Here is a 22,151-nt window from a genome sequence, read left to right as displayed (position 1 = left end):
CTGTGATTAACAAACGTCTTTTAATTAAAAACTTACTTTCTCATAACGACGAGAATAGTTTTTTTGATAAAAAGCAAAAATTATCGCTACATCATAAAGAAGGTAAAGCTAAGTTTATAAAACATATTTGTGCGCTTTCAAACTCTAACCCTAATAATAATTCTTATATAGTTATTGGGGTTGAAGATGAAGAAAATAAAATTTTGGGAGTCGATTTTTACGATGATAGTAAAATTCAGAATTTAATAAACGCTTACTTAAACAATCCTCCAAAAATAGAATATGAAAATGTTCCTTTTCCACGTTTGCCACGTCATAAAGTAATAGGTTTAGTAACTATTTATCCTAATAATAAAATTACATCACTTTTAAAAAATATCTGGAAATACCGTAGAAACACTATTTTTTTTCGCAGAGGAAGTAACTCAATGCCTTCTGAAGGTAATTTTACCTTAAATGATGCAAATGCTACTATTGTTGCAGCTATCGAAAAAAATGCAAGTAATAATATAAAACTAACGCTCGATGGAGTTTTCGATTTTATTAACAATCATAAACCTACATACAATCCGCAATACAAAGTATTTAACGAACAATTTGTGGTGTGTTGGGCTGGTAAAAAAAAGGTGATTAATAATGAAGAATTTTATACTCGGGTTGATATTGAATTAATAAACGAGCAGGTTCGTTTATTTTTTTCTGCCCTAGATGATGTTCAAATTAGCCATAACGAAAAATCGTTTATTATTACCGAATATATTGTTTTAGGTATTGATAAAAGGAAAAAACATTATCCGTTAGAAAAAACAATTATTCATTTTAAAGAGAACGGAAAGCATGATATTGCCACCCAATTTTTATTTGAAGCTCCTCAATACGATAAAACTATTTTACATGATATTTATAACAATAACAATGCTATTGTTACCAAAATTGAGAGTAATAAACACCTTTCGATAACTGAATCTGAAAACGTTTACAAACTACCTACCTCCTATTTAATATGCTATTTAAACGGATTTTTAGACGCACCTCAACAGCTAAAAAAAATAAAAAATTATATAAAAAACTTAGAAGATAAAACTACTTATATAAAATACAAAGAAGCAATGCGGGTATTACGAAAAGTACGCTATAATTAAAACCTTGTACGAATAGTTTTTAAACTAGTTTCAATGGTTTTTGTTGAAGTTTCTGAAACTCCATACATCGTAGCATATCGTTTCCATTGATTGGTAATCTCTTTAATTTCATCTATAATTGTCTTTGCTTTTTTTATTGACAATGCACTTGCCAACTCTAATAATTCTTTCTTTCCTGGGTCTACATAATTTCTAGCACATGAGGTACTATGATATCCTTGTGATGAAGATGAAAAAGTTAAATCGTAAGCAGGCGCTAATGACCATTCTCCTTCAGGATTCATTAAAAAAGCAAAATTTTTAGAATGATCGTCTCGGTTATGTACTAAAATATTAAAAACAGCCCTACGGAACATTTGTTCAGCAACTTGTGCGTTATTTGTTAGCTTCTTTGCTTGGTAAATTAAATTTCCATAATCAAGGGTACTGTGCTCGTAATCATCATGAAAAAGTCCTGCAGCTGATAACATATGCAGCTTATCATTCCCTACACGGTCAAATCGTTTGGTTCCGAAATAACTATTTCCTGTATCACTATTAAACACTCTACATTCAGACATTTCAATTCCTGAAGCTAAAGCCATCTTATAATAAGCTAGCTCTATATTGGCAATATCTTTCGAATCTACATCCGCAGCAAATTTAATAATCCAATGCTCATATTCTTCCGGAAGATTGGCGACACCACTAATTAGTGAATCTGTCTTCGGATTATATCCTGCATAAATTTTTGGTCGTGCTCCACCAGGGCTACCTCCTCTTCCGAACATATCATCAATTACAGTGCTACTCTCTCCACTGAGGACTTCAGAAATATTATTATTTAGTTTATCTAGATTAATTTCTATAGCCTCGTGCTCTAATGCTACACTCGGTCTGTATTGTAGTGCACCCATACTGTTCTTCCCTGCAAATGTTAAATGATCTAACATATTAAGAGATTCAATAGCAATTCGATCAGTGCTAAGGCGTTTCTTTATTAACAAATATCCCCAAGCGTCTGGTAAAGAATCAGCAAACACGCCAAAAAGACCATTAAATGGTTTTTCTTTGGTTGTTTGAGGAATATCATCAAACGTTAATTGATTTGGAGACAGGTTTGTTCCTGTTTCTAAATAAGTATCGCTATATTTAAATAATATATCTCTACCATCTAAAACAAGTTGACCTATAAGTTCTTCTTCTTTAGAAAACTGTATATATACATCGAGTTTAGTTGTTGCCATAATTAATAATTAAACAACTCTTTTTTCCGTTTCATATCACTTGGCAGTAATATTGATTCAAAATCTGTTAAACGTTTAAGAGCTTCACAAATTTTTAAAAGTGATTCTAGAGAAATGACACCTGTTGATTCAAATTTTCGAACACTAGCGTAAGATACTCCTGATCTTTCTGATAATTCCTTCTGAGACATTTTTTCTTGTTTCCTTAAAACTCTGGTTCTTTTTGATAAAAGAATCATTATTTCCTTAGGCGATTTTTCATCTCCATATCCCCACATATCGTACTCTTAGTTTAGAATACTAATATAATAATTATACTTTAAAAATTGCTACTATAATACCTTTTTTTAATGATACATGGCTAAAATTACTACTATGGTAGCAATTAATTTATTTTTCTATAACCGTTTGTGCAAAATAATTTCGCTTTATTACTATTTACTCATTTCAAAAATTAGTTCTCCTCCGTTTATAATATCAGCATGAGAAAGTACATTATCTGTTATTTTCTTACCGTTTATTGTTATACTTTTTACAAATACGTTTTCTTTACTTTGATTTTGAGCCGTAATTTTTAAGGTTTTTCCATTTTCTAAATAAATAGTAGCTGCTTTAATATTCGGACTTCCTAGTGCATAATTTGGCGATCCTGGCGTTACAGGATAAAACCCTAAACTACTAAATATATACCAAGCACTCATTTGACCTGCATCGTCATTACCACACAAACCATCAACAGTATCTCCGTACATGGTATCCATAATCATACGGACTCTTTGCTGTGTTTTTTTAGGGTGTCCGGTCCAATTATATAAATACGGAATGTGATGTCCAGGCTCGTTACCATGCACATAATTCCCTATAATTCCGTCGCGAGTAATATCTTCATGGTTTGCTATGTATTTATCAGCTATTTCTGTGGTAAATAATTCATCTAGTTGCTTACTAAATTTTTCTTTACCTCCCATCATTTCAATCATTTCATCAATGTTCTGAGGAACATATAATCCATAATTCCATGCATTTCCTTCAATAAAACCTTGCCCGTGCGTATCCATTGGGTCAAAGTGTTTTCTAAAAGTACCATCAGATAATTTAGGACGCATAAATCCAATTGTTGGATCATAAACGTTTTTATAATAGGTTGATCTTGTTAAATACTCTTTTTCTACATCAGCTTTTCCAACTTTTTTTGCAATTTGAGCAATACACCAATCGTTGTAAGCATATTCTAATGTTTTTGATACTGATGAATGGCTTTTGTCTTCTGGAACATATTTATAATCAATATAATCTCCAATACCATCAAAATAACGAACAGTGGCTGTGTTTGTTGATGCTTTAAGTGCGTGATTCACATCAAAATCTCCCACATTTTTTGCTAACGCATCTGCAATAACTGAAGTAGCATGATACCCAATCATACACCAATTTTCATTAGCATAATGACTCCAAATTGGTAACATATTATGTACACTTTGATCGTGATGTGCTAACATCGATTTTATCATATCGTTGTTTCGCTTTGGTTGTGTTATGTTGTATAATGGGTGTAATGCACGATAAGTATCCCAAAGAGAAAATATGGTGTAATTGGTAAAACCATCAGAGGTATGTATATTTTGATCTAGTCCTCGGTATTTCCCATCAACATCTTCATACAAAATAGGTGATAAATTAGTGTGATATAAAGCGGTATAAAAAGTAGTTTTCTCTTTTTCAGAAATTGTTTCTACATCAATTTTTCCCAATTCTTTATTCCATTTATCTTTAGTTTCTTGTTTTGTTTTATCAAAATTCCAATGCGGAATTTCTTGTTTTAAATTATTTAAAGCTCCGTTAGTACTTACTGGTGATAAGGCAAATTTTACATTTATTTTTTCACCTTCTTCTGTATCAAAATTAAAATAAGCTCTTATATCTTTTCCTGCCATTTCAGGAAAATTTTCATTTTGTTTAAAACGTCTGTAAAATCCATCATACGTTTCTTTATTGTATTTTTTATGACCATAACTTTTAAATGGTTTAGAAAATTTCATCGCAAAAAACACTTTTTTTGTTCTTGCCCATCCTTTTGTTTGTCTATAACCTGTTATTAAACTATCATTTTCAACACGAATAAATGTCCATACATTTTTATTATCATGATGATAGATATTGTACACTAAATCTAAAATAATATGTGCATCGTTAGATTTTGGAAATGTGTATTGATGAAAACCTACACGCTCACTAGCTGTTAATTCGGCTTTTATATTGTAACTATCTAAGTTTACTTTGTAATAACCAGGAGACGCTTTTTCGGTATCATGTGAAAACGTTGAATAAAATCCTTTAGTACCTTCTTTTGTTTTTAACGGATCTAATGTTAGTTTTCCTGTAGTTGGCATTACTAAAAAATCCCCTAAATCAGCATGCCCTGTTCCGCTAAAATTAGTGTGAGCAAAACCTATAATTGTTGAGTCTTTATGTTGATAACCCGCACAATATTCATATGTTGTACTGTTGTAGCTACCATTTTCATTAAACATAACCTCAAAATTAGTTTGAGGACTTAACTGTACCATTCCAAAAGGAGCAGTTGCTCCAGGAAAAACATGTCCCATTTTACTAGTTCCAATTAAAGGATTTACATTTTTTGTAAAATCTTTTTTATGCCTTTGATCTACGACACTTTCTTTTAACTCTTGTTTACAGTTTACCACAAATAAACACAAACTAAAGATCACTAAAAATGATAAATATTTTTTCATATTATTAACTAAAACAGGTTTAAAGTGCTAATAAAGCAAAATGAAAACAAATAAACACCTTAAAAATGCTATAAAACCAAATAAATATAAATAAAAACAATTTAACTAAAAGTGTTTAAATTTAAACACGTTGTTTAAAAAGATCCTTTTATAAACGTTAAAACTGTTTTAATAAATCAGCTAAAAAGTACTGCCTTAAAAAGTATCTTTGTGTTTTATTTATTATATATGTCTATAAACACACTTTTAGTAACACCTCCTTTTACACAATTAAATACTGCGTATCCTGCTACCGCATACATTAAAGGTTTTTTAGAGTCTAAAGATGTAAAAGCAACGCAAATGGATTTAAGTATCGAGCTGTTTACTGCGGTGTTTACCAAAGAATTTATAGAGGCTATTTTTAAGCAAGCAGAAATGCTTGGTAATAGTGATTTTCCTTTAGTTGATAAACAAAAAGAAGAATACATAAATAAAGTAGATTCTGTTATGGATTATTTGCGCGTACAAGAAGTTACAGCAGCGTATCAGATGGTACATAAAGATTTTTTACCACACGGACATAGGCGTGTTAAACTAAATAAAGATTTAACTACCGAATTCGGAAAACTAGGAATTTTAGACAAAGCCAAACACATTGCAACACTCTTTGTAGAAGAATTAGGCGATTATATAAACGCCAATGTCGATGAGTTTTTCTCTTTTACACGCTATGCAGAACAACTAGGAAGATCTGCCTCTAGTTTCGATACTATTAACGAGTTTTTACAATATGAAACTACCTTAATAGAAGATGAAATGTTGTATTTATTAGAAGAAAAACTGCAACAAGATAATTATGATTTAGTTTGTTTTACAGTGCCTTTTCCTGGTAATTTATTTTCTGCTTTACGTTGTGCACAATTTATAAAACAAAAATATCCTACCATTAAAATAGGTATGGGTGGCGGTTATTGTAACACTGAGTTAAGACGTTTGTCTGACCCAAGAATTTTTGATTTTATAGATTTTATTACTTTAGATGATGGTGAGGGTCCGTTATTAAAAATCACAGAGTTTTTAGATGGTAAAATAAAAGAAGATGGTTTAGAAAGAACTTTTATCTGTAAAAACAATAAAGTTATTTACGCTGATAAAATACCAAACACCATATTTCATCATAAAAATTTACCTGCGCCTAGTTATCTAGGCCTTCCAACAAATAAGTATTTATCGTTTTTAGATGTCATGAATCCGATGCACAGAATGTGGTCTGATGGAAAGTGGAATAAATTAACCATTTCTCACGGATGTTATTGGAAACAGTGTTCTTTTTGTGATGTTACATTAGATTATATAGGGAATTATCAAAATACAACTGCTGATGATTTAGTGAGTAAAATTGAAAAAATAATCTCTGAAACAGGTATTACAGGTTTTCATTTTGTTGATGAAGCTGCGCCGCCAAAAATGCTAAGAGCATTGGCAAATAAACTACTAGAAAGAAAAGTTTATATTACTTGGTGGACCAACATTCGATTCGAAAAAACATTTACGCCAGAATTGTGTGCTTTACTTTCTAAATCGGGATGTATTGCCGTTACCGGTGGTTTAGAAGTTGCTTCGGATAGGTTATTAGCTAAAATGAAAAAAGGGGTAGATATTGGACAAGTTGCTAGAGTAACCAAAGCTTTTTCTGATGAAAATATTATGGTGCATGCTTATTTAATGTTCGGTTTTCCTACAGAAACAGCACAAGAAACCATTGATTCTTTAGAAGTTGTGCGTCAGTTATTTCAAAACAATTGTATTCAATCTGCTTTTTGGCACATGTTTGCTTGTACAAGTCATAGCCCCGTTGGTAAAAATCCGGATGAATTTAAAATTAACATTACTGGGCCAGAATTTAAAGGTTTTGCTGAAAATGATTTGTATCACGAAGACCCCACAGGTGCAGAACATCACTTATATAGTCAAGGCTTAAATACGGCTTTAAACAATTATTTAAATTATAAAGGATTTGATTTTCCTTTACATAAATACTTCGATTTTAAAACACCAAAAACAACTCAACATAGTGGTTTAATAAAAGAGTTCTTAAAAGCATAAATCGTTTCTGTATATTTTGTTCAAAAAGCCCTTACAAACTGATAAACAAAAATTATTTTATTTATAAGATTTTAATTGATTTTTAAAAAAATTATGCTTTTTGAAACCCTATTAAAAAAAAATCGTTTTTAATAATAGAACGAAACACAATAAATGTCTGAAGAGATTAATCTATTAATTAAACATTGTAAAAAGGGAAATCCAAAAGCTCAAATGCAGGTATATACTTTGTATTCTGAAGCCATGTTTTTCATTGCTTTTAGATATCTAAAAAATGAAGAAGAGGCTAAAGATACTATGCAAGAAAGTTTTTTAAAGGCTTTTTCAAAATTAGACTCGTATACAGAAAAAACAACTTTTGGAGCATGGTTAAAACGCATTGTAATCAATCATTGTATAGATGAGTTAAAAAAGAAACGATTAGAGACGATTTCTATAGAGAGTTATCCTTTAGAAATTATTGATGATGATAATTGGGACTTTGAAGTTGAAATCACAGAGAATATGATTTTATCGACCATAGAAAAGTTGAATCAAAAACATCAATTCGTTGTCAAATTATATTTAATTGAAGGATATGATCATTCTGAAATCTCAGAAATACTCAAGATACCCATAAAAACATCTAGAACACGTTTACGAAGAGGGAAATTACAATTACAAGAACTTTTAAAAAAACAAAAAGATGAAGCAAGATATTAGAGAAATATTTAAAAAAGATGTACTTCCTAAAAAGAAATTGCCCGATTTTCATGAAGATGAATTTTTAGGGAAATTAGAAAATTTCAATAAAAAAGAAAAATCAAAACTGCTTATGCAAATATTTAAAATAGCAGCCTCAATTTTGTTACTTGTTTCCTGTGGATATATTTTCAAGAACACTTATTCTAATCCCACAAAAACTGCATCTGAAATTCAAATTATAGCCTTTGAAAAAGAATATTTAAATAGTATAAATAAAGAATGGAATACCTTTACTGAAATAACAAATGATACCATTTTAATAAGAAAATATAAAAATAAATTAAAAGCTGCAGATGTAGATTATAAAAAAATAACTAAACAATTAAAAGAACTTCCAAATAACATAAATGTTTTAGAATCATTAATAGATAATTTGCAAAGACGTTTGCAATTAATCAAAGATATTAATGAGCATATTAATGAGTTAAACCAAAAAAACACAAGTAATGAAACCATATATTTATAGTATTATATTTTTATTAAGTATCAATTTTTCTTTTTCTCAAACAAAAGAAACAGTTTTTAAAAAATCATATAAAACAGATGCAAATACTATTTTAAATTTAAATTTAAAGTATGCGGGTGTTATTATTGAAGAATCTCCTAATGATAGTATTTATTTTAATTACGATATGGTTTTTGGTAGGTATTCTAAAGGAGCTAGAAGAAATATAAAGAACCAACCTAAAATTAAAGAATCTCAAAAAGAAAACCTAATCAATTTTGAGATGAAAAATTCTAACTTTTTAGGTTCACAACACTTCTTTACTTTCGATGATGTTTCTGAAAAGTTGAATTGGTTTATAAAAGATATTACAAAAAAACCAACTATTTCATCTTTAAAATACAAAACAATTGAAAACATTGTTGATGAAATTAAAAACAGTCAAATAAATATTTTAAACAATTATCGTAAAAAACAGTACACAGAATCTCTAAATACAAAATCAGTTAAACTAAAAAAAACTGTAATTCAATATTTTATAATTAAAGTTCCTAAACATATAAAAATTCGTTTAAAAGCATTTGATTCTAATATCAACATTAATTATAATATGACTTCAAGTTTTGTTTTAAATAGTTTTAAAAGCATCCTTAAATTTAAAGAATTGTCAGGTTTAAATAATCGAATAATTGCATCAAAAGGAGTTATTGAAGCTCAAGAAATAGCGCATGCTAGATTAGAGCTTATAGACTTAGAACGAACTAAAATAGGTACAATTAAAAATACTGATTTTATAACAGAAACATCAAGAATTGAAATTGGCGAAGTAGGTGAAAATGTAAAATTTACAGATTTTAATAGTAAAATGCATCTATTTAATTTTACAGAGAGTTTTTCTGATTTCAATTTTAAAGGAGATTATTCTGAATTGAATTTTTACAACGTAAAAGAACAAAATTACTCTATGGATGTTTTTGGATTTAATACAACTTTAAATTTAAATAAGGTTAAAACTACTTTTACTGTATCTGAAGGTAAAAAAACTACTAAAATTCTTGAAAAGAAACCTAAAAAAAACTCTTTAAATAAAATTGATATTAAATTAAAAAATGGAATATTAAATATCAAATAATTTTAAGAAACAAATCTATAAATTATAAAAATCTCAGTTTTAAAATTCAATACTGAGATTTTTAATTTAAAATTGTTACACTCTTTTTTCACTTTTAAGAAATCTTTGTGAAATACTCTTAAATACTTGTTAAGTCTTTCTTTTTAATGAAACATTTTTTTTTAATCGTCGTCTTTTTAGCTATAAACCGAATCTTAAAAAACATAATATCATGAAAAAATTTGTATTTACAGTATTAGCAATCGCATTATCTTTTGGAACTGTTTCAGCTTCAGAAATAAACAAAACAACCTTAAAAACTACTACCGAATATTATAAAATTAATACTTTTTGTAAGTTAATTACAGCTGGTAATTACGAGGCTGTTAAAGCAATGATTGAAAACGGAACAAATATTAACAGAAAATCTACTGGGTTAACTCCGTTAATGTTTGCTGCTAGATATAACAAAGTAGCAATCGTTAAATTATTAATTAAGAAAGGTGCTAAACTAAATTCAAAATCGGATAAAGGAAATTTTACAGCCTTAGATTATGCAAAAATGTCTAAAGCACATGCAGCTTATAAAGTAATTGCTACTGCCTTAGAAAAATAAAGTACCCCGAATTTTAAATAAAAAAGGCTTCACAATTTATGAAGCCTTTTCAATATAATTAAATGTCTATTATCGACTTATAAATCAAACTTAATTCCTTGCGCTAAAGGCAATTCATCAGAATAATTTACAGTATTTGTTTGTCTTCTCATGTACACTTTCCAAGCATCAGATCCAGACTCACGTCCACCACCAGTTTCTTTTTCACCACCAAAAGCACCACCAATTTCAGCACCAGATGTTCCGATGTTTACATTTGCAATACCACAATCAGATCCTGCATATGATAAGAACTTTTCAGCTTCTTTCATTTCATTCGTCATAATTGCTGACGATAATCCTTGTGCAACACCGTTTTGTTTTGCGATTGCATTTTCTACTTCTCCTGAATATTTCATTAAATATAAAATCGGAGCAAAAGTTTCATGCTGTACAATTTCAAAATGATTCTCAGCTTCAATAATAGCTGGTTTTACGTAGCATCCGCTTTCGTAACCTTCACCTTTTAAAACACCACCTTCAACTAAAACATTACCACCTTCAGCTTTTGCCTTTTCAATGGCAGCTAAATAAGTATTTACAGAATCGTGATCGATTAACGGCCCAATATGATTTTTTTCATCTAAAGGATTTCCAATAGTTAACTGCCCGTAAGCACCAACAATTGCATCTCTTACTTTATCATATACAGATTCGTGAATAATTAATCTTCTTGTTGAAGTACAACGTTGACCACAAGTTCCAACTGCACCAAATACTGCACCAGGAACTACCACTTTTAAATCGGCAGTAGGTGTAATAATAATTGCGTTGTTTCCTCCTAACTCTAATAAAGATTTTCCGAAACGCTGCGCAACAGTTGCACCAACGATTCTTCCCATTCTTGTAGATCCTGTAGCAGAAACTAAAGGAATACGAGTATCGGTAGTCATCATTTCACCAACTTTGTAATCTCCATTAATGATAGAAGAAATACCTTCTGGTAAGTTATTTTCTTTTAAAACATCAGCAATAATATTTTGACAAGCGATAGAACATAAAGGTGCTTTTTCAGAACCTTTCCATACACATACATCACCACAAATCCATGCTAAAGCTGTATTCCAAGCCCAAACTGCAACAGGAAAGTTAAATGCAGAGATAATACCAACAACACCAATTGGGTGCCATTGTTCTCTCATTACGTGTCCTGGACGTTCAGACGGAATTGTTTGTCCGTTTAACTGACGTGATAAACCAACAGCAAAATCACAGATATCGATCATTTCCTGAACTTCACCGTAACCCTCTTGTAAAGATTTACCCATTTCGTAAGAAACTAACTTACCTAATGGCTCTTTTAATTCTCTTAATTTATTACCAAACTGACGAACAATTTCTCCCCTTTGTGGAGCAGGCATATTTCTAAAAGACAAAAATGCCTCTGTAGCCGTTTCCATTACTTTATCATAATCTTCTCTTGTTGTAGATTTTACTTTACCGATTAGTTTCCCATCAACTGGTGAGTAACTTTCAATAATTTCTCCGTTAGAAAAGTTATTAGAACCTGTAGAGGTTCCTTCGTTAATATCTTTTACTCCTAATTGAGCTAAAGCTTCTTTGATACCAAAATCTGCCATTATATATTGTAATTTTAGGTGTTTAAAATAAAAAAACAAAACTACGAATAATTTCACACTTCTATAAATTAAACATTTTTATCTGTTTTGTTTAAAATCAAACAAAATATGTTATTTTAAAATATATTATGGGTAAATTTAAAAAGTAATATCATTTATAACACTATTTTTGTAGCCCTTTATGAAAGAGCAAGTTTTTAACATACAGTCTGAAGAAGAGTTTACCAAAGTAGCTTTACGTGTTTTTAAACATCAGTTTACTAATAATAAAGTATATCGTTCTTTTTGTGATTTATTATATGTTCATCCAAGTGATGTTACTTCTATAGAACAGATTCCTTTTTTACCAATTGAGTTTTTTAAAACTAAAAAAATACTTTCATCTACTGATAAAGTTCAAGAAACGTTTTCAAGTTCTGGTACCACAGGTAGTATAACAAGTAAGCATTTAGTTACAGATTTATCGTGGTATGAAGAAAGTTACTTAAATGGTTTTAAGCATTTTTACGGCAATATAGAAGAGTACGTAGTTTTAGCTTTATTACCTAATTATTTAGAACGTAAAGGATCTTCATTAGTATATATGGCTAATGATTTGATAAAAAAATCAAAACAAGCAGAAAGTGGATTTTATCTTGATAATTTAGATGAATTAACCAAAAAACTGATAGATTTAGATAAAAAAGGTCAAAAAATATTACTTATTGGCGTTTCTTTTGCATTGTTAGATTTAATTGAAAAGCATACTTTTAATCTTAAAAACACCATTATTATGGAAACTGGTGGCATGAAAGGGAGAAGAAAAGAACTCGTTCGTCACGAGCTGCATACTATACTTTCTAAGGGATTTGGTGTAAAAAAAATACATTCTGAATATGGTATGACAGAGTTGTTAAGTCAAGGATATTCTAAAGGAAATGGTATTTTTAATTGTCCGCCTTGGATGCGCTTTTTAACTCGAGACACCGAAGATTCATTAACAATTTTACCAAAAGAAAAATCGGGCGGTATTAACGTTATTGATTTAGCAAATTATAATTCTTGTTCCTTTATTGCTACGCAAGATTTAGGTAAAATACATACCGATAATAGTTTTGAAATTATTGGTCGATTCGATAATTCTGATATTAGAGGTTGCAACCTAATGGTTTTATAGACTTTAATTTTTTCTTTTAAAGTTAATTTTTAAAACTGTTACCTATTACTTCAATTTATGTTTTCTATAATTGAAAATCTTTTTTTTAAAAGCTGTAAGTTAGTTAAGAACTTATCGACTACAGCATCAAATTCATTTTTTTTGAAACAATTTATAACTCTTTTTTTACTAGTAGTTTCTACTGTGTTAGTAGCTCAAAAAACAGACTATAACACAACAAGTGGATATGTTGCTGAAGGTTACGATGTTGTTTCTTACTTTACAAGTAAAAAACCTTTAGAAGGTAAAAAGAAACTTACTACTACCTTCGATGGTATTAAATTTAAGTTTTCTTCAGAAAAAAATCTCAAGATATTTAAAGAAAATCCTACAAAATACATTCCTCAATATGGTGGCTATTGTGCATATGCAATGGGGAAAAAGAGCGAAAAAGTAGCTATTGATCCTGAAAATTTTGAAATAAGAGATGGCAAACTCTACTTGTTTTATAATTCGTGGATAAACAATACCTTAAAATCTTGGCAACAAGAAGGCGCAGAAAAATTAAAAAAACAAGCAGATATAAATTGGTTAAGGGTAAATCAGTAATTGATTTATTCGTTGCAGGGGCAACTATAAAGGGCTGAATTTATTCAGCCTTTTTTTTTGTGTTTTTTACTTTATTTTATTCTTACTTTTGTTAAATAAAAAGCTAGCTATGAACCACTTTTCTTTTTTCAATCGAAAAAACATTCAACAAGAATTACAAGAAACCGAATTTGATATTTTAATTATTGGTGGAGGAATTACCGGTGCAGGAATTGCACTAGATGCAGCATCTAGAGGTATGAAAGTTGCTTTAATTGAAAAAAATGATTTTGCTTCTGGTACTTCAAGTAAATCAACAAAACTAATTCACGGTGGTTTACGTTACCTAAAACAATTCGATTTTTGGTTGGTAAAAGAAGTGGGTACCGAACGAGCAATTGTTCATAAAATAGCACCTCATTTAGTAATTCCCGAAAAAATGATTCTTCCTTTAATTGATGGAGGAACTTATGGATCTTGGTTAACCTCTATCGGATTAAAAGTGTACGATGTTTTGGCCTCTGTAGAAGGTGATGATAAACGTAAAATGCTCGATAAAAAGGAAGCTCTTGATAAAGAACCTCTTTTACCTAAAAACATATTAAGAGGTGCTGGTTATTATGCAGAGTATCGTACAGATGATGCACGTTTAACAATAGAAGTACTAAAAACAGCTAGCCAATACAACGCACAAATACTTAATTATACCAAAGCCAATGAGTTTATTTATGAAAATAAACGTGTAGTTGGCGCAAAGGTTTCTGATATTTTTTCAAACCAAGAATACGAAATTAAAGCAAAATATGTAGTTAATTCTGCAGGACCATGGGTAGATGAATTACGACAAATTAACAACTCTAAAATTGGTAAAAGACTACATTTAACAAAAGGAGTTCATTTAGTTGTTGCTCATGAAAAATTACCTATAAAACAATCCGTTTATTTTGATGTTCCTGATGGCAGAATGATGTTTGCAATACCGCGTGGTAAAGTAACTTATTTTGGTACCACAGATACTAATTTTCAACAAGATAAAAACACGGTAGAAACTAATATTATAGATGCTACCTATTTAATTGAAGCCGTAAATAATATGTTTACTGGTATCGAATTAACTTTAGATGATATTCAATCTTCATGGGCAGGTTTACGACCATTAATTCATGAGGAAGGTAAATCTGCATCAGAATTATCTCGTAAAGATGAAATTTTTGTTTCTGATACCAAGCTAATTTCTATTGCCGGGGGTAAATTAACCGGTTATCGTAAAATGGCTGAGCGTATTGTTGATTTAGTTGCTAAGAAAATGGTTAGACGTTTTAATGTTGAATTTGATACCATACAAACTGAAGATATTATTTTAGCCGGTGGTCCTTTTCAAAACTACAAATCGGTAGACTTATACATAAATCAAGTATATAAAAATTTAAAAAATAAAAGTTTTACAAAAACTGAAGCTGCTTATTTGGTGCACAATTACGGAAAACAAACAGCCATAATTATAGATAAATTTGATGAGTTAAAAGAAAGTAATGTAGAACTTCGTTTATTAAAAGCTGAAATTTGGTTTACCATTCAACATGAAATGACTTGTACTCCCACCGATTTTTTTATGCGTAGAACTGGCCGCTTATTTTTTGATAAACCTAGTGTAGATAGTTATAAAAATGATGTTTTAAATGAATTTACTACATATTTTAATTGGTCTGAATTAGAAAAAAGTAAACATCAAGAAGAATTAGAAAGTAAAATAAAATTAGCCGTAAATTTTAACTAGTCATTTTACACACTGTAATTGCTCACAACAAAAAGTGTTATATCTTTGGCGTGCTTAAAATTTTTATATTCCCCTAAAAAATGAAAAAAAAATTATTTGTATTTATATTTCTAATCAGTAGTTTTATTGCTAAAAGTCAAACAACTAATATTGTAAAATCTTCAGAATTTGAAGGTATTAAAATAAACAATACCACATTAAACGACCTTAAAAAAACTAAAGGAAAACAAGCTGCTGTAGAAAACTTATTAGGCGCAGTAACTTCTTATAATGTTGATGAAAATGAAAACTATTATTATTTTGTTTTTAAAGGACTTAAAGTAGATTTCTCTACTTTAGGAAGAAGTAAACCTTATATAGAATCTTTTGAAATTAATAGCAGTGAATCGTCTTTAAATATAAAAAATATTGCGGTTACTGTTGGAGATAATATTAGTAAACTAGGTACTGTTGTTTTTAGTGTTGGACGAAATGGTTCTAAGAGTATTTTATATTCAGTTTGTGAAGATTGTGATAGTTTTGTATATATAGAATTCGATCAAGCAACTAATATTATTACTAAGATTAGTTATATGGATATGGGGTAACTACACCGTTTCCCTTAATAAATTCTGATATTTTTTTCTTAGTATTAATGGTTTCACGCCAAATTTATATAACATAAAAACATATCCATTTATTAAATTTACCTTTAACCACGAATTATTATCGTACTTTCTGGCGCTTACCGTTGCTTTAGATTGAATAACGGTATATTTAATATTCTTATCTCTTATTCTATCTATCATTTCAAAATCTTCCATAATACAGTAATCTTCATTAAATCCATTTAGCTCGTTAAAAGTTGTTTTTAAAAAGAACTGACATTGATCGCCACCGCCAGCAAGTAGACTATCTTTTTTTGTGAAATAACTATTTATATTTAACAAAAAAGACGATCTATCAAAATTATAAGAAAAAAATCCGGCCTTATAATTATTATTAATTGCTTGTATTATTTCTTCATAAAAATTAGTTGGTAACTGAACATCAGCATGTAAAAAAACAACAATTTCACCCGTTGCTTTAGCTGCACCATAATTCATTTGTGCAGCCCTACCCTTTTTAGGACTGTTATAAAATAATACATTCTCGAATTTTTTGCATATATTAATCGTACAATCTGTAGTTTCGGGCGAATTTGAAATAATGATTTCAATAGGTTTCTGGTAAGCTATTTCACTTAAAAACGACAATCTTTTTAACAAATTTATTTCTTCATTATAAACAGGAATAATAATGCTTATTAGCATAAATACATTAATTTAAAATTATGAAAAACTATTTCTTTAGTATTTTTTTGTTTCTTACTTATGCACTTACAGCTCAGAATAACGTAGACTATATAAAAACATCACAAGACTTGTTAACTCGCATCGTAAATGGTGAATCGTATGAGGAAGAAATTTCTATACTCGAAAAAAGTACGTTAACCAATTTGCTAACTCAACTTCCTAAAGATAAGCATAAAAAAGCTTTTTGGATTAACATATATAACGCTTTTATTCAAATACATTTAAATAAAAACCCTAGTTTATTTGATGATAAAGGATCTTTTTTTAAAACTAAAAGAATTAAAATTGCTGGTGAAATATTATCTTTTGATGATGTAGAGCACGGTATTCTTAGAAAATCGAGATGTAAAATTAGTTTAGGTTATTTAAGAAAACCTTTTAGAGCTAAATGGGAAAGAAAATTAAGGGTTGATGATATTGATTGGAGAATTCACTTTGTATTAAACTGTGGTGCCAAAAGTTGTCCGCCAGTTGCTATTTTTTCTTTAAATAACTTAAATGATGAACTAGATTATATGGTTACCAATTATTTAAAACAACATACTACTTTTAATAAAGAAAATGAAACCGCTAGTTCTTCGGCATTAATTTCTTGGTTTAGAGGTGATTTTGGTGGTAAATCTGGCGCTCGTGAAATTTTAAAAAACTACGGAATAACGCCAACCAAACCAAAAAAACTTAAGTTTAATGATTATGATTGGACGTTGTATTTAAATAATTTTAAAGAACTACCTAAAAATCTTAATTAATTAGATTTTTCGTGCGCTTCTAAATCTTTCGTTAAATCTAACTTTCGCAATGTTGGGTTTATAATACCTGTGGTTACAACCGTAATTAATGTCATTGTTCCACCAAAAACAACAGCAGTTACAGTTCCCATTAATTTTGCCGTTACGCCGCTTTCAAAAGCTCCTAATTCATTTGATGAACCTACGAACATAGAATTTACAGATGCTACTCTACCTCGCATATGATCGGGAGTTTTTAATTGTAAAATTGTTTGACGAATAACCATTGAAACTCCGTCGGTAACACCACTAAAAAATAACGCTACCATTGATATCCAAAAAACGGAAGATAATCCGAATACTATAATACAAACTCCAAAGCCAAAAATAGCCGCTAACAACTTCATTCCGGCATTTTTACTAATAGGTATGTAAGCTGTTATTAACATTGTTAAAAAAGCACCTATTGCCGGTGCAGCACGTAAAGCACCAAACCCTTCTGGCCCTACTTTTAAAATATCTTGTGCATAAATAGGTAATAAAGCAATAGCACCACCAAAAAGTACTGAAATCATATCTAAAGTAATGGCTCCTAAAATAGCCTTGGTTTTAAATACAAAATTGATTCCTTCTTTTAAACTCTTTAATACTGGCTCCCCAATTTTCGGATTCATAATTGGTTTTTTCTTTACAAAAAACACCATCAAAAATGAAAATAGTACCAAGCCAAAAACAATACAAAGTGACCAATGAACTCCTAACCAAGAAATAGTAAACCCTGCAAAGGCAGGACCTAATACTGAAGCCATTTGCCAAGTAGAGCTACTCCAAGTTGCTGCATTGGGATATAATTTTTTAGGCACTATTAAAGCTATCAAAGAAAATATTGTGGGTCCGAAGAACGAACGTAAAAGTCCGCCAAAAAATACCAATCCATAAATTGCATATAATACCGTGTTTGTTTCCCAACCTTTAATAAAACTTGGTAAGGTTAAAAAAAACAAGCCTAAACTTATTAATGAAAAAGCACCTATACAAAGTGCTAATAAATTTCTTTTTTCTTTTTGATCAACAATATGTCCTGCAAATAAAGCCATAGATACTGCCGGAATTACTTCCATCAAACCAATAATACCGAGTGATAACGGATTTTTTGTAATACTGTATACTTGCCATTCTATAATAATAAATTGCATAGACCAAGCAAATACTAAGGCAAAACGCACTAAAAGAAATAAATTAAATTCTTTAATTCTTAAAGAAGCATACGGGTCTTTCTTTTCCATTTTATTAATTCAATTTTAAATCCATTAAAAGAGCAAAAGTTTCATTTACATCTTCTTCTTTTACAACAATTGTCATTTCATTTGTTGTAGATATTACTTCTTGTACAGCAATATTTGCCCAAGCAAATTGCTTTAAAATAAAATAATATATTCCCGATTGCTCTAAATTACCCTTTGGAAGTTTAATTGTTATTGAAGCCAAATCGTTTACATTATTTATTAATGTTTCGAGTTTAAAAATTTCTTCAACATAAGGTCTTAAATTTTTACTCGTAACAATATTAGTTTCAAAAATTCCTTGAGAAACTGTTAAAAAATAATCATTACTATCGGCAGATTTACTTAAAACTTTAGCAATTTCTTTTAATAATGAAGTAGTGTTTTTAAAGGTAAAGTCGCATAAATCAGATCGTACAATTACATCTCCTAAGTTAAGTGCTAATTTTTTAATGTTTTTGCGTACTCTAATTTCATTTGCTGGTGAAAGTCTATTTATAGCCATCATAACTGCACCTACTTTTACTTCTTTTTTAAGTAATTTACTTACTTCTGGTAAGATAACTCTAGCTAAAGATGATACGTTAATTAACTTTTCATTTAAAGCCTCTTCAATAAAAGGTGTTTTTCTTATTGTAATTTCTACAGCTTCCTGAATTGTTTTCATTTTGTTTAATTTTAAACAAAAATACTTAAAACTAAACTATATGTAAGATAATTTATACTATTAATTAGTACTTTTTTTATGAAAAAGTTTGTGAATCAGATTTTTAAATTAAATTTGTTTCGATTTCATTTTTATTGAATGTAATCTTAGAAGCGATTGGTGGGTTGACTTCTTTTTATTAAGAAGGATTATTTGTGCAAATGCAAACAACTAATCTAATCTATTTGTTAACTTTAAAAACTCATCTTTCGCTTCTTTTTTATCGTATAACACATTATAAACAGCATCGATAATAGGCGTTTTTGCACCATTTTTTTGATTAATTTCATAAGCACTTTTTGCAGCATAATATCCTTCAGCAACCATACTCATTTCCATTTGTGCAGATTTTACAGTATAACCTTTACCAATCATGTTACCAAACATTCTATTTCTACTAAAAACAGAGTATCCTGTAACTAATAAATCACCTAAATAAGCCGAATTATTAATATTACGTTTCATTTTATGCACCTTTTTAATGAAGCGTTTCATTTCACGAATACCGTTACTCATTAACACTGCCTGAAAATTATCTCCATATCCTAATCCGTGAGAAATTCCAGCTGCAATCGCATAAATATTTTTTAACATCGCTGCATATTCTGTACCAATAATATCATCAGATATTTTTGTTTTTATATAACGACCAGCAATATATTTACTTAAATCTTTGGCTTTTTCAGCATCCTGACAAGCTAACGTTAAATATGATAAACGTTCCATCGCTACTTCTTCAGCATGACATGGACCAGTAAGTACACCAATATTTTCCATCGGAATATTAAATTTCTGATGAAAGTGTTCCCCAATAATTAAACCTGTTTCTGGTACAATTCCTTTAATTGCCGAAAAAATGATTTTACCTTCTAATGAAGTTGTTAACTTTTCTAATTCCGTATTTATAAAAGCTGAAGGAATAGCAAAAATAAGCACATCATAATTATCAACAATATAATTCATATCGTCAGACAAATCTAACTGCTCTGGATGTAACTCTGCAGAACTTAAATAACTAGGATTATGCTTGTTACGTTTTATATGTTCGATAGCATATACACTTCGCATATACCAACCAATGTTTTCAAGATTTTCAGATAACATTTTTACAATGGCAGTAGCCCAACTTCCTCCACCTAAAACCGCTATTTTAGTTTGCTTACTCATATCGTTGTTTGTTTAGTATGCTAAATTAATAAATCTATAGGCTTCTTCTAAAAGTTAAGGGTATTATATTTGAATTTTGAAAAACCAAACATCATGAACGTACAAATAATAAACAAATCGAAACACCAAACTCCTGCATATGAAACCGAAGGTTCTGCCGGAATGGATTTACGTGCTAATTTAAATGAACCTGTAGTTTTAAAACCTTTAGAAAGAGCAATTATAAAAACTGGATTATTTATTGCTTTACCTAATGGTTTTGAGGCACAAGTTCGTCCGCGAAGCGGATTGGCAGCTAAAAAAGGAATTACTGTATTAAATGCTCCTGGAACTGTTGATGCTGATTATCGTGGTGAAATTGGGGTAATTTTAGTAAACCTGTCTAACGAAGATTTTATTGTAAATGATGGTGAGCGTATTGCACAATTAGTAATTGCAAAACACGAACGTGTAAACTGGCAAGAAGTTACTGTTTTAAATGAAACGGAACGTGGTGCTGGTGGTTTTGGTAGTACTGGAGTTTAAGTTATTTTTTTATAAAGTTGACTCATTTTACGAATCTCACCGTACAATAATTCAAAGTCTAAAAAACAATGTGAATGATATTTGTATTCGAGTTTTTTATAAAATTCGAAAGCTTGTGGTTGCGCATCCATAGCATCTAACCAAATGAGATCATATTGTTTTTTAATGGCTTGAGTTTCTAACCAATTCAATAATTTTTTACCAATTCCGTTTCCTTGTGTTTTTGGATGCAAATAAACGCGGTGTAATTTTACACTCTTTTGGTCAGCAAAACCTGCTAATTGTTCATTCCAAACAATTCTGAAATTACCTATTATTTCATTTTTAAATAATACCAAGTAATTCTGAGAATTTATGTTTAAAAGTTCAGTACTTAATTTTTCTTTAGAATATTGCGTATTCACATACCAATCTCCACCATCTTTCCAAAAATGACTATAAGCCGGCGGATAAATTTCTTTCATTAATGTAAAAAGAGCTTCTAAATCAGTATTTAAAATTTCTTTTAATTGGATGTTATCAGATATGTTTATCAAACTTATTTTTTATAAATTTCTTCTCCATCAAAAATAGTTAAAACTATTTTGGTTTGCTTTATTTGAGTTCTTGGAATTGTAAAAATATCATTATCTAAAACTACAAAATCAGCTAATTTACCTACTTCTAAAGAACCTACTTTATCTTCTTGTCTCATTACATAAGCTCCGTTTAAAGTATATGCTTTAATTGCTTCTTCTAATGAAATATTTTGTGGCGAACGTGTTACAGCATTTTGAATTCCTACAAACGGATTTAATGAACTTACATTCCAATCGCTACTTAATGTAATTCTTGCTCCTGCCTCTTTTAATGATTTAATAGGAACTTGATTATTTGCCAAATCACTACCTAATAAATGATCATTATCGTGCCAATATTCAGGTTGTGTAAATTCGCCACCAACTTGTGCATCTGCTGTTACGTTTAATGCTTTAAAACGATTAATATCGGCAGATGTAACCATTTCTACATGAGTTAAGCGGTGTCTTCCTTTTGGTGTTCCACTTTGTTGAATTGCATTTAAAGCTTCTGTTACACCACGATTTCCAATTGCATGAATATGAAAATCGTGCTGTTACGTTTAATGCTTTAAAACGATTAATATCGGCAGATGTAACCATTTCT

The 22,151-nt window shown here is 29.7% G+C and carries 22 protein-coding genes; 12 read left to right on the top strand and 10 right to left on the bottom strand.

The window, feature by feature from the left end; genetic code table 11:
• The first annotated feature begins 2 nt into the window (after nt 1-2).
• Nucleotides 3-1,142: an ATP-binding protein gene (locus P2G10_RS07390; RefSeq protein WP_275315930.1), complete on the top strand. Its 1,140-nt coding sequence runs from the start codon at nt 3-5 to the stop codon at nt 1,140-1,142.
• Here P2G10_RS07390 and P2G10_RS07385 read toward each other — a convergent pair.
• From P2G10_RS07385 to P2G10_RS07375, 3 genes are all read right to left on the bottom strand, one after another.
• Nucleotides 1,139-2,368: a type II toxin-antitoxin system HipA family toxin gene (locus tag P2G10_RS07385; protein ID WP_275315929.1), complete on the bottom strand. Its 1,230-nt coding sequence runs from the start codon at nt 2,366-2,368 to the stop codon at nt 1,139-1,141. The two genes, P2G10_RS07390 and P2G10_RS07385, sit on opposite strands and share 4 nt — an antisense overlap.
• A gap of 2 nt (nt 2,369-2,370) precedes the next feature.
• Entirely contained in the window at nt 2,371-2,646 is a 276-nt protein-coding gene (locus P2G10_RS07380) for a helix-turn-helix domain-containing protein (RefSeq protein ID WP_218771863.1), read from the bottom strand.
• A 156-nt stretch (nt 2,647-2,802) separates the two neighbouring features.
• On the bottom strand, nt 2,803-5,121 hold the full coding sequence (locus tag P2G10_RS07375; RefSeq protein WP_275315927.1) for a GH92 family glycosyl hydrolase: 2,319 nt from the start codon (nt 5,119-5,121) through the stop codon (nt 2,803-2,805).
• Nucleotides 5,122-5,349: 228 nt separating this feature from the next.
• On the opposite strand from P2G10_RS07375, the gene P2G10_RS07370 reads away from it, so the two are divergent.
• The 5 genes from P2G10_RS07370 to P2G10_RS07350 all read left to right on the top strand — a co-directional run bounded on the left by P2G10_RS07370 (nt 5,350) and on the right by P2G10_RS07350 (nt 10,125).
• The gene (locus P2G10_RS07370; RefSeq protein WP_275315926.1) at nt 5,350-7,209 is read left to right on the top strand and encodes a B12-binding domain-containing radical SAM protein; all 1,860 of its coding nucleotides are present in this window, start codon (nt 5,350-5,352) and stop codon (nt 7,207-7,209) included.
• A 153-nt stretch (nt 7,210-7,362) separates the two neighbouring features.
• The gene (locus P2G10_RS07365) at nt 7,363-7,911 is read left to right on the top strand and encodes an RNA polymerase sigma factor (RefSeq protein ID WP_275315925.1); all 549 of its coding nucleotides are present in this window, start codon (nt 7,363-7,365) and stop codon (nt 7,909-7,911) included.
• On the top strand, nt 7,895-8,419 hold the full coding sequence (locus P2G10_RS07360) for a hypothetical protein (RefSeq protein ID WP_275315924.1): 525 nt from the start codon (nt 7,895-7,897) through the stop codon (nt 8,417-8,419). The genes P2G10_RS07365 and P2G10_RS07360 overlap by 17 nt, the downstream gene beginning before the upstream one ends.
• The gene (locus P2G10_RS07355; protein ID WP_275315923.1) at nt 8,400-9,530 is read left to right on the top strand and encodes a hypothetical protein; all 1,131 of its coding nucleotides are present in this window, start codon (nt 8,400-8,402) and stop codon (nt 9,528-9,530) included. Before P2G10_RS07360 ends, P2G10_RS07355 begins: the two co-directional genes overlap by 20 nt.
• 211 nt (nt 9,531-9,741) lie before the next feature.
• Nucleotides 9,742-10,125 carry an ankyrin repeat domain-containing protein gene (locus P2G10_RS07350; RefSeq protein WP_275315922.1) on the top strand — a complete coding sequence of 128 codons (384 nt, stop codon included), beginning with the start codon at nt 9,742-9,744 and terminating at the stop codon, nt 10,123-10,125.
• A gap of 77 nt (nt 10,126-10,202) precedes the next feature.
• On the opposite strand, the gene amaB is transcribed toward P2G10_RS07350, so the two are convergent.
• Nucleotides 10,203-11,744 carry an L-piperidine-6-carboxylate dehydrogenase gene (amaB, locus tag P2G10_RS07345; protein ID WP_275315920.1) on the bottom strand — a complete coding sequence of 514 codons (1,542 nt, stop codon included), beginning with the start codon at nt 11,742-11,744 and terminating at the stop codon, nt 10,203-10,205.
• Nucleotides 11,745-11,925: 181 nt separating this feature from the next.
• Between amaB and P2G10_RS07340 the strand changes: the two genes are divergently transcribed.
• From P2G10_RS07340 to P2G10_RS07325, 4 genes are all read left to right on the top strand, one after another.
• The gene (locus tag P2G10_RS07340; RefSeq protein ID WP_275315918.1) at nt 11,926-12,900 is read left to right on the top strand and encodes a LuxE/PaaK family acyltransferase; all 975 of its coding nucleotides are present in this window, start codon (nt 11,926-11,928) and stop codon (nt 12,898-12,900) included.
• 141 nt (nt 12,901-13,041) lie between these two features.
• Nucleotides 13,042-13,488: a YHS domain-containing (seleno)protein gene (locus P2G10_RS07335; RefSeq protein ID WP_275315917.1), complete on the top strand. Its 447-nt coding sequence runs from the start codon at nt 13,042-13,044 to the stop codon at nt 13,486-13,488.
• A gap of 109 nt (nt 13,489-13,597) precedes the next feature.
• A complete protein-coding gene (locus tag P2G10_RS07330) occupies nt 13,598-15,244 on the top strand; it encodes a glycerol-3-phosphate dehydrogenase/oxidase (protein ID WP_275315916.1) in 1,647 nt (548 codons plus the stop codon).
• A gap of 80 nt (nt 15,245-15,324) precedes the next feature.
• Nucleotides 15,325-15,831 (top strand): hypothetical protein, encoded by a 507-nt coding sequence (locus tag P2G10_RS07325; RefSeq protein WP_218771856.1) that lies wholly within the window; start codon nt 15,325-15,327, stop codon nt 15,829-15,831.
• Here P2G10_RS07325 and P2G10_RS07320 read toward each other — a convergent pair whose 3' ends face one another.
• A complete protein-coding gene (locus P2G10_RS07320) occupies nt 15,832-16,536 on the bottom strand; it encodes a TIGR04283 family arsenosugar biosynthesis glycosyltransferase (protein WP_275315915.1) in 705 nt (234 codons plus the stop codon).
• A 20-nt stretch (nt 16,537-16,556) separates the two neighbouring features.
• On the opposite strand from P2G10_RS07320, the gene P2G10_RS07315 reads away from it, so the two are divergent.
• Nucleotides 16,557-17,327 (top strand): DUF547 domain-containing protein, encoded by a 771-nt coding sequence (locus tag P2G10_RS07315; protein ID WP_275315914.1) that lies wholly within the window; start codon nt 16,557-16,559, stop codon nt 17,325-17,327.
• Here the strand turns inward: P2G10_RS07315 and P2G10_RS07310 are convergent.
• The 3 genes from P2G10_RS07310 to P2G10_RS07300 form a co-directional block, all read right to left on the bottom strand.
• Nucleotides 17,324-18,592 (bottom strand): MFS transporter, encoded by a 1,269-nt coding sequence (locus P2G10_RS07310; RefSeq protein WP_275315913.1) that lies wholly within the window; start codon nt 18,590-18,592, stop codon nt 17,324-17,326. The two genes, P2G10_RS07315 and P2G10_RS07310, sit on opposite strands and share 4 nt — an antisense overlap.
• A 4-nt stretch (nt 18,593-18,596) precedes the next feature.
• Complete coding sequence (locus P2G10_RS07305; RefSeq protein ID WP_218771852.1) at nt 18,597-19,256, bottom strand: hypothetical protein; 660 nt, start codon at nt 19,254-19,256, stop codon at nt 18,597-18,599.
• A gap of 210 nt (nt 19,257-19,466) precedes the next feature.
• Entirely contained in the window at nt 19,467-20,462 is a 996-nt protein-coding gene (locus tag P2G10_RS07300) for an NAD(P)H-dependent glycerol-3-phosphate dehydrogenase (protein ID WP_275315912.1), read from the bottom strand.
• A gap of 93 nt (nt 20,463-20,555) precedes the next feature.
• Between P2G10_RS07300 and dut the strand changes: the two genes are divergently transcribed.
• A complete protein-coding gene (gene dut / locus P2G10_RS07295) occupies nt 20,556-20,987 on the top strand; it encodes a dUTP diphosphatase (protein ID WP_275315911.1) in 432 nt (143 codons plus the stop codon).
• Here the strand turns inward: dut and P2G10_RS07290 are convergent.
• Both P2G10_RS07290 and P2G10_RS07285 read right to left on the bottom strand, forming a co-directional pair.
• Entirely contained in the window at nt 20,984-21,523 is a 540-nt protein-coding gene (locus tag P2G10_RS07290; protein WP_275315910.1) for a GNAT family N-acetyltransferase, read from the bottom strand. The two genes, dut and P2G10_RS07290, sit on opposite strands and share 4 nt — an antisense overlap.
• Nucleotides 21,524-21,525: 2 nt before the next feature.
• Nucleotides 21,526-22,086, bottom strand: a complete 561-nt coding sequence (locus P2G10_RS07285; RefSeq protein WP_275316030.1) for an amidohydrolase family protein — start codon at nt 22,084-22,086, stop codon at nt 21,526-21,528.
• Nucleotides 22,087-22,151: the final 65 nt, after the last annotated feature.

This window comes from Tenacibaculum bernardetii (assembly GCF_029125915.1).
Taxonomy (GTDB): Bacteria; Bacteroidota; Bacteroidia; order Flavobacteriales; family Flavobacteriaceae; genus Polaribacter; species Polaribacter bernardetii.
The sequence above is the reverse complement of the archived record's forward strand: the minus strand, read 5'-3'. Positions and strand labels throughout refer to the sequence as shown.